This is a genomic window from Rathayibacter sp. SD072 (assembly GCF_017355185.1).
GTDB lineage: Bacteria > Actinomycetota > Actinomycetes > Actinomycetales > Microbacteriaceae > Rathayibacter.
Genome location: NZ_JADILJ010000070.1, coordinates 1 through 13,009, shown reverse-complemented (window position 1 = coordinate 13,009; position 13,009 = coordinate 1). Strand labels below are relative to the sequence as shown.

Below are 13,009 nucleotides of genomic sequence, written 5' to 3'. Positions count from 1 at the left end.
GGGCCACGAGAGCTGCACGGCGGTGGGGCGCACGATGCCGAGGGACGCGAGCGGCGGCGACTCGATGACGACGCTGATCGAGAGGGTCAGGAAGTCGCGCATCGCGTCGGACAGCACGTCGCCCGACGCGACGGGCGACGTGCTGTCCGACGCGATGCGCGACTTCCTGACCCTCTCGATCAGCGTCGTCATCGAGTCGCTGCCGTTCGTCTTCCTCGGCATCGTGCTCTCGATCGCCGTGCAGCTCTGGGTGCCCGAGGCGGTGCTGCTGCGGATCCTGCCGAAGCGCGCCCTGCCGCGGCGCCTGGTGATCTCGCTGCTCGGCGTGCTGCTCCCGGTCTGCGAGTGCGGCAACGTGCCGCTGGCCCGCGGGCTGATCGTGAAGGGCCTGTCGGTCTCGGAGTCGATGACGTTCCTGCTCGCGGCGCCGATCGTGAATCCGATCACGATCATCACGACCTACCAGGCCTTCGGCTGGGAGGACGGGATCCTCGTCTGGCGCATCGTCGGCGGCTTCGTGATCGCGAACCTGGTCGGCTGGATCTTCAGCCGCCACTCCGAGCCCATGTCGCTGCTCACCGACCGCTTCCGCGCGGCGTGCGAGGTGGGGGAGCGCGCGCCCGGCACCCTCCGCGCCCGCTCGCGCCGCAGCGTCCTGCTGTTCGCGGAGGAGACCGGAGCGATGCTGCCGGCGCTCTTCGTCGGCTCGGCGATCGCAGGGCTGATCCAGGTCGGAGTCTCGCGCGACGTGCTCACGGCGCTCGGCGGCAACCCGCTCTGGTCGGTGCTCGCGATGATGGTGCTCGCGTTCGTCATCTCGATCTGCTCGAACGTCGACGCGTTCTTCGTGCTGTCCTTCGGCTCCACGTTCCTGCCGGGCGGCATCATCGCGTTCCTCGTCTTCGGGCCCATGATCGACATCAAGATGCTCGCGCTGCTGCGCACCACCTTCTCGGTCCCCACGCTCGTGCGGATGACGGTCCTGGTCGGGCTGTGCTCCGCGGTCCTCGGATTGGCGGTCAACCATGCGCTCTGAGCGCCTCCTCACCCGCTGGAAGGGCGTGGTGCTGAGCGTCATCGGCGTCGTCTCGACGCTGTGGCTCGCGGCGACGGGCCGGCTCGGCCTCTACATCCACCCCCGCTACTTCGAGTTCACGGTGATCCTCGCCGTGATCGCGGCCGTGCTGCTGGTGCTCGCCTTCGCGATCGTGCCGGGGTCCGACGAGAGCGACGGGGAGAGCGTCGAGGAGTCGGACGCCCACGGCCACCTGCACGACCACGCGCCCGGTCACCCGTGGCGGGCGCGGCTCGCGGTGCTCGGCTCGGTCGCGATCATCGTGACCGCCGGAGTGGCGCTCCTCGTCGTCCCGCCCGCCGCGCTCACCGCGGGCACGGCGACGCAGCGCGAGGTCAACACGAGCGCCGTCGACACGACCGCGGCCGTCGCCGTGCCGACCGGCGATTACGCCTCGTTCTCGGTGCGCGACTGGGCGACCCTGTTGCGCTCCGGGGCGAGCGAGCAGTTCCTCGCGGGCACGACGGCGACGGTCAGCGGATTCGTGACTCCGGACGCCGACGACCCCGAGAACGTCTTCTACGTCGCCCGCTTCGTCGTCACCTGCTGCGCGGTCGACGCGCAGCCCGTCGGCGTGCCGATCTACGAGCCCGGCTGGGCCGACACGTACACCGAGGGCCAGTGGCTGGAGGTGTCCGGCGGCTTCGGGGCGAACGCGAGCGTCACGAGCGCCGAGGCGGTCGTGCTCGAGCCGTCGTCGGTCGCCGAGATCGACGAGCCGGCGATGCCGTATGTCTACTGAGCGGCGGCCGAGCGCGCGTTCTCCTGAGGCGCGGCCGAGCCGGCGGCCGCGCCCGGCCGGATCGCGCGCGTTCTCGCGCGTCTTCTGGGGCGCGACCCTCGTCCTCGCGCTCGGCGTCGGCGGGCTGACCGCGGCGACGATCAGCAGGGGTCCGCGGGTCGCCTCGCTCGAGGTGAGCGCCGACGGCGTCGTCGAGCGCGACGGCGGCCGCGCCCGGCTGCACCTCGACCAGGACCTCGAGCCCGACGCGCTCGACCGGGTCGGCGTGACTCCCGAGGCCGAGCACACCGTCGAGCTCGAGGACGGAGTGGTCACCGTGACGTTCGCCGAGACACTCCGCTACGCCACGACGTACGAGATCGCGATCGACGACGCCCGCGGCCGCGCGACCGGGGCGACGGCCGATGTGAGCGCCTCCTTCACCACGAAGGACCCCGACCTCTTCACCCTCGACCGCACGCCGGACCCGGCCGAGCCCGACGCGATCCGCGTGCGCCCGCTGTCGGGGGGATCGGGGGACGAGACCCGGGTCGTCGCCACCGCCGACCGCATCCAGGACTACGTCGTCGTCGGCCCGCTGCTCGTGCTGGTGACGATCGAGCCGGACGACACGAACCTCATCCGCACCGTCGCGCTCGACACGGGATCGGAGGGGGTCATCCCGCTGCCCGGAGCGGGCGTCGTGCGCGAGCTGCACGCCGCGTCCGAGAAGGGCGTGCTGGGCTGGACCTTCACCGGCGAGGCGCCGACCGGCCCGCTCGACCGGGCGCTCTACTCCTACGACCTCACCGATCAGAAGGCCGAGGCGGTGGCCGTCGTCGGGATCGACGGCGGACCCCTGCGCGCCCGCGACTGGCTGTTCGTGCCGGGCACCACCTCCGTGGTGACGCATTCGGTCGACGACACGGTGCTGCTGGTCGACCTGCTCGTCCCCGGGGCGATCAGCCCGCTCGGGCAGCACGCGGAGCTGCGCGGCTTCGTGCCGGGCGCGAACCGGCTGGTGGTCGCGGATCCCGATCGCGGCTCGCTGATCGACCTGGCCACCGGCTCGGTCGAGACGCTCGCCCTGCCGGTCGCCGAGGTCAGCCCGACCGCGTCGCCGGTGCAGCTGCTCCTGCTCGACTCGACGAGCTACGTGGAGCTCGAGGCCGAGTACTCGCCCAAGAGCGGAGCGACGCAGTACTCGGTCGTGCGCGTCGACGCGGAGGGCACCTCCGAGGTGTTCCGGACGTCGCCCACCGGCCGCATCCGGAGCATCTGCCTCTCGCCGAACGGGCAGTTCCTGGCCGTCGAGGCGGTCTCGGTCGAGGGCGAGCCCGACGACTACCCCGAGGTGCCGGGCTTCAGCGCGACGTCGACCGTGCTCGTCGACCTCGAGACGGGCGACACCTCCCGCAGCGTCAACGGCGTCTCCCGCGACTGGTGCGCGTGACCCCCGTGCTCGAGTAGCAGCGCGGGGCCCCCTCCTGCTGATCGAGCAGGCCCGCAGGGCCGTCTCGAGATCCCCGTCACCCGAGCGGCAGGCCTCTCCGCACGGCTACTCGACCAGCGGGGCGTCGAAGCGCTCGCCCTCGGCACGGCCGGGCATCAGGAACCAGATCATCAGCACCACCCAGCCGGCGATCGGAATCAGGATGATCAGGAACCACGTCCCGCTCCGACCGACGTCGTGCAGGCGCCGCCAGATCAGCGCGAGCCCGGGGATCAGCGTCGCGAGCGCGATCAGGACCGACAGCCCGGTGACCCAGGGCGTCGAGAAGTCCGATCCCGTCGTGAACGGCGAGGTCGTGAAGGTGTACCGCGACAGCGACCCGTCGGCCCACCGCAGCAGCAGGTTGACGACCAGTGTCGCGAGGATGATCCACCAGTACTCCGCGCGGCTCGCGCGGCCGCTGAAGGTCGCGTACTTGCGGAAGAAGCGGGCGATCGCCTCCCCGGCGGGCGCTCCCGGGTAGGGCAGGTGCAGCGGAGGAACCGTGGTGCGGCTCATGCGGAAGCTCCGGAGTCGGTGGTCGTCTGGGCCATCCTCCGACGCTACGCCGCGGAACGCCGCGCGCCCTCCCTCGCGAGGGGGAGCGGACGTGCTCGGCAGCGGATCGCATCCGCTCGTACTCAGCGGAGCGCTCGAGACGACGCGGGACGGGGTGCGACGACCAGCGACGGCCCGGTCCGCGCCGACTCGTGCGCCGGGCGACATGCCAGTGGACGCAGGACGGGGTGCGACGACCCGCCAGGGCCCGGTTCGCGTCCCGTCGGGCACCCGGGCGCCTCGCGAGTGGAGGCGAAACGGGCGCCGGCGTCGGCTACGCGCTCACCCGCTCCGCCCGACCCTGCACCGGCACCGCCGCGCGCCGCGCGCGCCACTCCACCAGCAGGCTCACGACGAGCCCGAGCGCGACGATGCCGAGCGCGACCCACGGCAGCGCGCCGAGGCCGCTGCCGTCGATGACCAGGCCGCCCACGATCGCTCCGCCGCCGATGCCGATGTTGAACGCCGTCGTCTGCAGGGCGGCCGCGAGGCTGCGCAGCTGGAACGACGCGGTCTTCAGCATCCGGGTCTGCAGCATCGCGGGGATGCCTCCGAACGCGATGTTCCAGACGATCGCCGCGACGACCACGAGCGCCGGCACTCCGGAGCCCGCCGCGAAGGACAGGCCCGCGAGCGCCGCGAGGACCGCGAGGGCCGCGACGACGAATCCGGAGCGGGGGAACCGGTCGGTCGCGAAGCCGGCGAGCACGAGGCCCACGGCACCCGCGCCGCCGAAGGCGAACAGCACGAGCGGGATCGAGTCGGGAGCGAACTGCGCCTCCTCGAGCCACGGCGTGATGTAGGTCGAGAGGGTGTTCTGGCCGATCAGCACCAGGAGGATCACGAGGCAGACGCCGAGGATCCGCGGCAGCGAGCGGTCCTTGCGCGCCGGCAGCCGGATCTCGCCGGTGCGCACCGGCACGATGTGCTCGACCGCGGGCAGGTAGCGGATGACGACGAGCGCGAGGATCAGCACGATGCCGCCGAGGATCGCGAACGTCGGACGCCAGCCGAACGCGTGGCCGAGCGCGGTGCCCACCGGCACGCCGAGCACGAAGGCCGCCGAGCCTCCGCCCGCCGTGATCGCCGTGGCCCGGCCGAGGTGCTCGGGAGCGACGAGGTGAGCGGAGTAGGCGGCGACGACCGCCCAGAAGAGCCCATGCGCGAGTCCCCCGAGGATCCGCGCGCCGACCAGCAGCTCGAAGGTCGGCGCGAGGGCGGCGAGGACGTTCGCGACGGCGATGACGCCCAGTGCGACCAGCACGAGGCTCTTGCGCGAGAAGCGCTGCGTGAGCAGGGTCAGCGGAGTGGTCGCCACCACGACCGTCGCCGCGAAGATCGTGACCAGCTGGCCGGTGAGCGGGATGCTCACGCCGAGGTCGCGCGACATGTCGGGGATGAGCCCGGTCGGCAGGAACTCGCTCGTCACCGACACGAAGATCGCGCCGGCCAGCGTGAGCAGGCCGATCCAGGGGAACACGGGGGTCTTGACGTCGGTCAACAGGGTCCAAGCGGGGAAGGGGCGGAGGGGGACCCTCCAGCGTCGCACGCCGGGGCGGCCCCGTGCGGGGCTCGACGGATTCTGGACAGCCGGTGTTCACCCGGGCGGCGGGCCGATCGCGTGGCCGGCGCCGTGCGCATGTTCCGTCGACAGCTGTCGTGGACCTACGGTCGTAACCATGCCCACGTCCGTCGCCCGTCGCCGCCTCGCGATCTTCGCCTTCATGCTCGTCTTCGGAGTCGGGATGGCGTCGTGGGTCGTCCGCACGCCCGCCGTCCGCGACCTCCTCAGCGCCTCGACCGCGCAGATGGGGCTCGTGCTGCTGGGTCTCTCGGTCGGCTCGATGACCGGGGTGCTCTCCTCCGCCGCGATCGTGCGCGGCCGGGGAGTGCGCTTCACGGTGACGATCGGCGGCCTCTCGTTCACGAGCGGAGTGGCGCTCGTCGGCCTCGCCGCGAACCTCTCGTCGGCGCCGGGCGTCTTCGTCGGCCTGGCGCTCGTGGGACTGGGCATCGGCGTGTCCGAGATCGCCCTCAACCTCGAGGGCGCGGCGCTCGAGGCGGTGTCGGGCCGCTCCGTCCTGCCCGCGCTGCACGGCTGCTTCAGCCTCGGCACGGTGATCGGCGCCGTCGCGGGCATCGGGCTCACCGCCGTCGACTTCCCCGTGCTCTGGCAGCTGCTCGCGGTCGCGGCGCTCAGCCTGGCGCTGCTGGTCACCGTGATCCGCTCGGTGCCGAGCGGCACCGGCAAGATCGTGCCGGGCACGCCCGGAGAGCCGGCGGCCGTGCGCACCGGCGGTCCGGTCTGGCGGCAGCCGCGCGTGCTCGCGCTCGGCGCGATCGTGCTCGCGCTGGCGCTGGCCGAGGGCTCGGCCATGGACTGGCTGCCCCTGCTCATGGTCGACGGCTACGGAGCGACCGCCACGGTCGGCACCATCGTGTTCGCAGGCTTCGCGGCCGCGATGACCGTCGGCCGCTTCGTCGGCGCCCCGCTGCTGGCCCGGTTCGGCAACGTCGCCGTGCTGCGCGCGAGCGCCCTGGTCTCTGCCGCGGGCATCGCCGTCGTCGTCGTCGCCGACAGCGCGGCGATGGCCGGAGTCGCGGTCGCGCTCTGGGGACTGGGCGCGGCGCTCGGCTTCCCGGTCACGCTGTCGTCGGCCGCCGACAGCGACGACCCGACGGCCACGGTCTCGGCCGTCGCGACCGCCGGCTACGTCGCGTTCCTGGTCGGACCGCCGCTGCTCGGGTTCCTCGGCGAGCACTTCGGGCTGCGCGGGGCGATGATCGTGGTCCTCGTGCTGGTCGCGGCGGTGTCGCTGCTGACGGGAGCGGCGCGTCCGCGGGCGACCTCCGCTGCGGAGCCGGTGGCCGAGCCGGCCTGACGCGGACTTCCGCATCGGAGGCGGCGCATCGAGCGGCGGCGTCGGAGGTGCCTGGACGGGCCTCGGAAGTGAGGCTCCGCGACGCGATCCGGCGATTCTCGCCCTGATCTCCGCGCTCAGACTTCGTTGTGCAGGCCGAGTGGTTCGCAACCGAGGTCAGGAGCTGCTCGAACGGCTCGAACGGACTCCGCGAGGCCTACTGGCCTCGGTTACGGACAGGAGCAGAGGGCGGCGAGGCGGGACGCGGATGCGTGCCGGTCGAGTAGCGCCGGAGGCGCGTATCGAGACCCCCGGCTACGAGATCGGCGGCCTGGGCCGGCTCAGTCGAGCGTGTACGCGCGCCCGTTGATGAGGAGGGTGTCCGACGAGTTGTCGACGCCGCGGTCCTCCGACGTGTTCGAGGTCTCGGCGGCGGCCGCCGTCTGGGCGGCGACGCCCGACGTGAGCAGGAGTCCGGCCGCGAGGGCGGTGATCATCTTCGTGCGGTTCATCGGCGTCGTCCTTGGCGTCGTGGTGTCGGCCGCACTCCGGGTCCGGAGGCGTCGTGCGGGCGAGACTACGGTCGGAGTCGAGGAGGGCCCTGGGTCGTTGCTGTGACCCGTCTGTGCGTCGATGCGGCGGAGAGGCCGAGCCGCTCCCCACCCTATGTTCACCTCGCCATCCGCGGAAGAGCCGCGGCGGCTCACTCCGCCTCGGGCGGGAACACCACGCCCTTCTGCAGCACGAAGCAGCCCCACGGCGCCGGATCGAGCACGTGCACGACGGCGAACGCCGACCGCGCGCGCTCGTAGAACTCGAGCCGCGGGATCACGCCCCACTCGATCGGCCGCGGGTGCGAGCGCCGGGCGATCGCGAGCACCGAGTCCTGCTCGGGAGTCGTGACGGACGGGTCGCCGTCGACCTCCATCCGCTCGAGCGGGGTGTCGACGAAGACGTCGAGCGGGAAGACGCTGAGCACGGCGCTCATCGCCCGGCTCATTGTGGCCTCGCCGAGGTGCACGACGGGCAGGCCGGTGGCGACGGCCGGGAAGTTGCGGTCGACGAGCAGCAGCTGGTCGCCGTGGCCCATGTCGTCGAGCAGGTGCAGCAGCGTGCCCGAGAGCAGCGGATCGACGCCCTTCAGCACGGGAGCGCCTCCGCTCGGCCGGCGGTGCGGGGCGCGATCGGGCGCCGGGAGGGGGTTTCCACGGGAGGTTCTCCTCATCATCGAGTCGAAGTGGCTCGCAATTGGCGAACCGGTTGACAGGCTACCGAACCACGTGCCACCGTGCCATCAGCAGCTGCACCGGATGTTCCGCGCCAGCCGCTCAGCCGGCCCGCCGCCCGCTGCCGTTCACCGCCGAACACCTCCCTGGGAGCGACATCGATGTCCCGATCCTCACGACGACCCGTCCGAGCGTGGATGGTCCTCACCGCTCTCGCCGCCGTCGTCCTCGTCGCCGCGGCCTTCAACGTGAAGGTCGTGAGCGCCTCCGACGCCGACACCGCCGCGTCCGAGGGGCAGCTGGATCCCGCCGCCTACGCCGCCGACCGCTTCGACGACATCGCCGCGCAGGTCGAGGACGAGGCCGTCCCGCTGGCCGACCTGCTCACGCAGCTCGAGGGCGGCGCCGACGAGGCCGAGTTCGGCAACACGTCGGGAGCGAGCAGCGCCTACGCGTTCCCCGTCACGTTCACCGCCGTCGCCGGCACCGCGACTCCGCCGATCCTCCCGGTCACCGTCGAGGGCGTGCCCGCCGAGACGACCGTGCAGGTGCAGATCGGCCCGGCGCTCAACGGCACGGCGCTGCGCGACGTCACCGGCGGGATCTCGTTCAACGAGTTCACCAACCAGCTCGAGTACCAGAACGTGTCGACCCAGCTGAACGACCTCGTGCGGACCGACGTGCTCGAGGGCTTCGACGCCGCGGCCGCCGCAGGGAGGACCGTCGAGGTCACGGGCGCGTTCCTCCGCGTCAATCCGCAGCTCGTGTCGGTCGTCCCCGTCTCGATCGAGGTGATCGGATGACCGGCGAGGTCGTGATGCGCGCCGTCGGCATCACGAAGGTCTACGGGGCGACCCGGGCGCTCAAGGGCGTCGACTTCGAGATCCGGCGCGGATCCGTCACGGTGCTCTTCGGCGAGAACGGCGCGGGCAAGTCGACGCTGATGAAGATCCTGAGCGGAGTCGAGACCCCCACGGCGGGCACCCTCGAGCTCGACGGCGAGCCGCTGCAGCTGCGCGGCACGGTCGACGCGGTCGAGAAGGGCATCGCGATCATCCACCAGGAGCTGAGCCTCGCCCCGAACCTCAGCATCCAGGACAACATCTTCATGGGGCGCGAGCTGGCCCGCGGCGGACTGATCATCGACTCCCGGACGCAGGCGTCGCAGACCGTCGAGCTGCTCGCGCGGCTGCAGGAGCCGCTGGACCCCAAGACGCTGGTCGCCGACCTGCGCCTGGGCCAGCAGCAGCTCGTCGAGATCGCCCGGGCGCTGGCCGGTGACGCGCGGGTGCTCATCATGGACGAGCCCACCTCCGCCCTCAGCGGCAGCGAGGTCGAGGTGCTCTTCGGAGTCATCCACGACCTGACCTCGCGCGGCGTCGCGATCGTCTACATCTCGCACCACCTCGAGGAGGCGCTCGAGATCGCCGATCACGCGGTCGTGTTCCGCGACGGCGAGCTCGTCGCCCGCGGCGACCGCCACGAGATCGACATCAACTGGGTGATCGCGAACATGGTCGGCCGCAGCGCCGACGACCTGAACCCCGATCTGCTCGAGACGTTCGGCGAGCCGGTCCTCGAGATCGACGGCGTGAGCGTCGCCGATCCGTCGAACCCCAGCCGCCTCAGCGTCGACCGGCTGAGCCTGACGGTGCGGGCCGGCGAGATCGTCTGCCTCTACGGCCTGATGGGCGCGGGCCGCACCGAGCTGCTCGAGGCGGTCGCCGGGCGGCTGACCCTGCGCGACGGGGACGTGCGTCTCAAGGGCGTCTCGGTGAAGGGACTCGACGTCCGCCGGCGCATCGCCCGCGGACTCGCGCTCGTGCCCGAGGACCGGCAGCGCGACGGACTGGTGCAGACCATGTCGGTCGGCGAGAACCTCTCGCTCGCGTCGCTGCTCGACTTCGTGCGCGGCGGCTTCCTCCGCCGCGGCCCCGAGCGCGCCTCCGTCGACGCGGGCGTGCGCGACGTGCGGGTGAAGACCGCCGGACCGCAGGCCTCCATCACCTCGCTCTCGGGCGGCAACCAGCAGAAGGTCGTCATCGGCAAGGTCCTGATGACGCAGCCCGACGTGCTGCTGCTCGACGAGCCGACCCGCGGCATCGACGTCGGAGCGAAGGCCGAGATCTTCGCGCTCATGGCGCGGGAGGCGCGGCGCGGCCTGGGCGTCCTCTTCGCGACGAGCGAGATCGGCGAGGCGCTCGGCGCCTCCAACCGCGTGATCGTGCTGTCGAAGGGGCGCATCGTGCGCGAGTTCGACCCCCGCACCGCGGAGCGGGACGACGTCATGGTCGCCAGCGGCGAGACCCATCAGGACCCGGAAGAAGAGGCGGCACACCGATGACCAGCAGCACCAAGGCCGCGACGAAGCGGGACTTCGACCTCGGCGCGCTCCTCCTGGAGGGGCGGGCGTTCATCGCCCTGATCGCGCTGATCATCATCTTCTCCCTCCTCTCGGACGCCTACCTGACGCTGCCGAACCTGATCACGATGACCCGCCACGTGGCGATGAACGCGATCCTCGCGCTCGGGATGCTCTTCGTGATCCTCAAGGGCGGCATCGACCTCTCGGTCGGCTCGACGGTCGGCCTCTCGGGCGTCGTCGCCGGCGTGCTGCTGCAGGGGCTGCGGATCGACGCGCTCGACGTGGTCCTCTATCCCAAGGTCTGGGTCGTCGTCCTGTGCTCGCTGCTCGTCGGCTCGCTCGTGGGCCTCGTGAACGGCCTGCTCGTGACCCGGTTCAACGTGGCTCCGTTCATCGCGACGCTCGGCATGCTCTACATCGCCCGCGGTGCGGCGCTGCTGATCTCGAACGGATCGACGTACCCGCGACTCCAGGGCGACGAGTCGCTCGGCAACACGGGCTTCAACTTGATCGGCGGTGGCCGGGTGCTGGGCATCCCGATGGCGATCTGGATCATGATCGTCTTCGCCGTCATCGCGCTGATCGTGCTGCGCAAGACGCCCTTCGGCCGCTGGGTCTACGCCACCGGAGGCAACGAGCGGGCCGCCGAGCTCGCCGGTGTGCCGACCAAGCGGGTCAAGATGAGCGTCTACATCATCAGCGGCTTCTGCGCCGCGACCGCCGGCCTGATCATCTCGTCCGAGCTGACCGCCGCCGCCCCGCAGACCGGCGAGAGCTTCGAGCTCAACGCCATCGCGGCCGTCGTCATCGGCGGAGCGGCGCTGACCGGCGGCCGCGGCAACGTGCGCGGAGTGCTGCTCGGCGCCTTCGTGATCGGGTTCCTCAGCGACGGCCTGGTCATCGTCGGGGTCTCGACCTTCTGGCAGATCACCATCAAGGGCGCCGTCATCGTGCTCGCCGTGATGCTCGATCAGACCCAGCAGAAGATCACGCGCAACAAGAACGCCGCACTCGCCTCGTCGAAGGGCGCTCCGACCGAGCCGCCCGCGGCGGGGAGCGACGACACGCGGACGGGCGCCTCCGCGCCCGTCGGGAAGCTCTGACCGGCAACGGCGTCGGTCAGCACAGAGAAACGAAAGGTACCGGACACATGATGCGACGCAAGCTCGTTCTCGCCACCGCGACCGTGGCGGTCGCCGCCCTCGCGCTCGTCGGCTGCTCCTCGGGGGGCGGCACGGAGACCAGCGGTGGTGGGGAGTCCAGCGCCAGTGAGGCGGGCGGTCTGATCGCCATCATCACTCCGCCGCTGGAGAACCCCTTCTTCAAGGCCGAGGCGGACGCGGCCCAGGCCGAGGCCGAGAAGCTCGGCTACGAGACCTCGGTCGCGTCCCACGACGACGACCCCAACCGCCAGAGCGAGCTCATCGACTCGGCGATCAGCCAGAACGCGAAGGCGATCATCCTCGACAACGCGGGTGCCGACGCCTCGATCGGCCCGATCCAGAAGGCCGAGGACGCCGGAGTCGCGGTGTTCCTGGTCGACCGCGAGATCAACGCGACCGGCATCGCCAAGTCGCAGATCGTCGCCAACAACGCGCAGGGCGCCGCGGCCGTGGCCGAGGAGTTCGTCGCGGCGCTGCCCGACGGCGGCAACTACATCGAGCTGACCGGCAAGGAGTCGGACACCAACGCGGGCGTGCGCTCGGAGGCGTTCGCCAGCGTCGTCTCGCAGTACCCGCAGCTCGTGCAGACCGCCAAGGAGACCGCGAACTGGAGCCAGGACGAGGCCTTCTCGAAGGTCGAGACCCTGCTGCAGCGCGACCCCGACGTGCAGGGCATCATCGCCGGCAACGACACGATGGCCCTCGGCGCCGTCGCCGCGGTCGAGGCCGCGGGTCTGATCGACCAGATCAAGATCGTCGGCTTCGACGGCAGCCCCGACGCGGTCGAGGCGATCAAGGCGGGCAAGCTCGTCGCCACGGGCCTCCAGCCCGCCGTGCTCATCTCGCAGCTCGCGGTGCAGCAGGCCGACGCCTACCTGACCGACGGCGAGACCGGCGAGGACGAGAAGCAGTCGATCGACTGCATCGTCATCAACGCGGCGAACGCGGAGTCGTACACGCTGTTCGCCCTGGAGTAAGAGGGAGCGGGTTCCGCTCCGGAGCACCCGTTCCTCGCTCCGACGCCCTTGCGGGTGGTCGGGGGGAGGGGCGGGTGCTTCTGCGTGCGGGGATCCGGCCGGGTCGGCAGGGGCGCGCGGCCCCTCGGATCCTGCCGCGTCCGACGGCAGGACGACGGACGGCCCCGGCGCTGGTGCACCGGGGCCGTCCGTCCGCTCGCGGGTCAGACCCGCTTCAGTGCGATCGGTGCGCTCGTCGTGGTGTTGCCGTCGGTGTCGACGGCCTTGGCGGTCACGGGGTAGGTGCCCACGGCGAAGCCCGCCGTGTTCACGGCGAGGGAGTAGCGGCCGTCCTCGCCGAGGACGGCGTCACCGAGCTTCGTGGTGCCGACCCAGTAGCTGACTCCCGCGACGCCCTTGTCATCGGAGGCGACGGCGACCAGGGTCACGACTCCGGTGACCGACGAGCCGGTGGTCGGGGCGACGATCGCGACGGTCGGTGCCGAGGAGCCGACGGGCGCCGGCGTGGCGGTGGCCGTCGCGGTCGGCGCGGGGGTCGGGGACACCGTGGGGGTCACGGTCGGCGTCGGCT

13 protein-coding genes are annotated in these 13,009 nt (G+C 71.8%); 8 read left to right on the top strand and 5 right to left on the bottom strand.

Annotation, left to right across the window (positions count from 1 at the left end; translation table 11 throughout):
• The first annotated feature begins 139 nt into the window (after positions 1-139).
• Genes IOC53_RS17675 through IOC53_RS17665 form a run of 3 tightly spaced genes read left to right on the top strand, consistent with a single transcriptional unit; the run spans position 140 to position 3,249 of the window.
• Positions 140-1,036, top strand: a complete 897-nt coding sequence (locus IOC53_RS17675; protein ID WP_307786247.1) for a permease — start codon at positions 140-142, stop codon at positions 1,034-1,036.
• Positions 1,026-1,817, top strand: a complete 792-nt coding sequence (locus IOC53_RS17670) for a TIGR03943 family protein (protein ID WP_207407799.1) — start codon at positions 1,026-1,028, stop codon at positions 1,815-1,817. The genes IOC53_RS17675 and IOC53_RS17670 overlap by 11 nt, the downstream gene beginning before the upstream one ends.
• Positions 1,807-3,249 carry a hypothetical protein gene (locus tag IOC53_RS17665; protein WP_207407797.1) on the top strand — a complete coding sequence of 481 codons (1,443 nt, stop codon included), beginning with the start codon at positions 1,807-1,809 and terminating at the stop codon, positions 3,247-3,249. Before IOC53_RS17670 ends, IOC53_RS17665 begins: the two co-directional genes overlap by 11 nt.
• A 105-nt stretch (positions 3,250-3,354) precedes the next feature.
• On the opposite strand, the gene IOC53_RS17660 is transcribed toward IOC53_RS17665, so the two are convergent.
• Positions 3,355-3,807: a DUF805 domain-containing protein gene (locus IOC53_RS17660; protein WP_207407794.1), complete on the bottom strand. Its 453-nt coding sequence runs from the start codon at positions 3,805-3,807 to the stop codon at positions 3,355-3,357.
• A gap of 313 nt (positions 3,808-4,120) precedes the next feature.
• Entirely contained in the window at positions 4,121-5,347 is a 1,227-nt protein-coding gene (locus IOC53_RS17655) for an MFS transporter (protein ID WP_207407792.1), read from the bottom strand.
• Between the two features lie 178 nt (positions 5,348-5,525).
• On the opposite strand from IOC53_RS17655, the gene IOC53_RS17650 reads away from it, so the two are divergent.
• Complete coding sequence (locus tag IOC53_RS17650; protein ID WP_207407790.1) at positions 5,526-6,728, top strand: MFS transporter; 1,203 nt, start codon at positions 5,526-5,528, stop codon at positions 6,726-6,728.
• A 320-nt stretch (positions 6,729-7,048) separates the two neighbouring features.
• Here IOC53_RS17650 and IOC53_RS17645 read toward each other — a convergent pair whose 3' ends face one another.
• Together IOC53_RS17645 and IOC53_RS17640 are read right to left on the bottom strand one after the other, a co-directional pair.
• Positions 7,049-7,219 carry a hypothetical protein gene (locus tag IOC53_RS17645; protein WP_207407788.1) on the bottom strand — a complete coding sequence of 57 codons (171 nt, stop codon included), beginning with the start codon at positions 7,217-7,219 and terminating at the stop codon, positions 7,049-7,051.
• A 191-nt stretch (positions 7,220-7,410) separates the two neighbouring features.
• The gene (locus IOC53_RS17640) at positions 7,411-7,854 is read right to left on the bottom strand and encodes an RbsD/FucU family protein (RefSeq protein ID WP_207407786.1); all 444 of its coding nucleotides are present in this window, start codon (positions 7,852-7,854) and stop codon (positions 7,411-7,413) included.
• A 276-nt stretch (positions 7,855-8,130) separates the two neighbouring features.
• Between IOC53_RS17640 and IOC53_RS17635 the strand changes: the two genes are divergently transcribed.
• Genes IOC53_RS17635 through IOC53_RS17620 form a run of 4 tightly spaced genes read left to right on the top strand, consistent with a single transcriptional unit; the run spans position 8,131 to position 12,438 of the window.
• Complete coding sequence (locus IOC53_RS17635; protein WP_207407784.1) at positions 8,131-8,736, top strand: DUF2291 domain-containing protein; 606 nt, start codon at positions 8,131-8,133, stop codon at positions 8,734-8,736.
• Positions 8,733-10,277: a sugar ABC transporter ATP-binding protein gene (locus tag IOC53_RS17630; RefSeq protein WP_207407782.1), complete on the top strand. Its 1,545-nt coding sequence runs from the start codon at positions 8,733-8,735 to the stop codon at positions 10,275-10,277. Before IOC53_RS17635 ends, IOC53_RS17630 begins: the two co-directional genes overlap by 4 nt.
• Positions 10,274-11,401 (top strand): ABC transporter permease, encoded by a 1,128-nt coding sequence (locus tag IOC53_RS17625; RefSeq protein ID WP_207407780.1) that lies wholly within the window; start codon positions 10,274-10,276, stop codon positions 11,399-11,401. The genes IOC53_RS17630 and IOC53_RS17625 overlap by 4 nt, the downstream gene beginning before the upstream one ends.
• 47 nt (positions 11,402-11,448) lie before the next feature.
• Positions 11,449-12,438: a D-ribose ABC transporter substrate-binding protein gene (locus IOC53_RS17620; RefSeq protein WP_242683503.1), complete on the top strand. Its 990-nt coding sequence runs from the start codon at positions 11,449-11,451 to the stop codon at positions 12,436-12,438.
• Positions 12,439-12,641: 203 nt separating this feature from the next.
• On the opposite strand, the gene IOC53_RS17615 is transcribed toward IOC53_RS17620, so the two are convergent.
• On the bottom strand, positions 12,642-13,009 hold a 368-nt coding region (locus IOC53_RS17615; protein WP_242683502.1), incomplete at its 5' end, for an Ig-like domain-containing protein.

Excerpts from the sequence above, each read along its gene's own strand:
- IOC53_RS17670 (WP_207407799.1), top strand. The coding sequence starts at position 1,026 with ATGCGCTCTGAGCGCCTCCTCACCCGCTGGAAGGGCGTGGTGCTGAGC.
- IOC53_RS17665 (WP_207407797.1), top strand. The coding sequence starts at position 1,807 with ATGTCTACTGAGCGGCGGCCGAGCGCGCGTTCTCCTGAGGCGCGGCCG.
- IOC53_RS17660 (WP_207407794.1), bottom strand. The coding sequence starts at position 3,807 with ATGAGCCGCACCACGGTTCCTCCGCTGCACCTGCCCTACCCGGGAGCG.
- IOC53_RS17650 (WP_207407790.1), top strand. The coding sequence starts at position 5,526 with ATGCCCACGTCCGTCGCCCGTCGCCGCCTCGCGATCTTCGCCTTCATG.
- IOC53_RS17645 (WP_207407788.1), bottom strand. The coding sequence starts at position 7,219 with ATGAACCGCACGAAGATGATCACCGCCCTCGCGGCCGGACTCCTGCTC.
- IOC53_RS17635 (WP_207407784.1), top strand. The coding sequence starts at position 8,131 with ATGGTCCTCACCGCTCTCGCCGCCGTCGTCCTCGTCGCCGCGGCCTTC.
- IOC53_RS17630 (WP_207407782.1), top strand. The coding sequence starts at position 8,733 with ATGACCGGCGAGGTCGTGATGCGCGCCGTCGGCATCACGAAGGTCTAC.
- IOC53_RS17625 (WP_207407780.1), top strand. The coding sequence starts at position 10,274 with ATGACCAGCAGCACCAAGGCCGCGACGAAGCGGGACTTCGACCTCGGC.
- IOC53_RS17620 (WP_242683503.1), top strand. The coding sequence starts at position 11,449 with ATGATGCGACGCAAGCTCGTTCTCGCCACCGCGACCGTGGCGGTCGCC.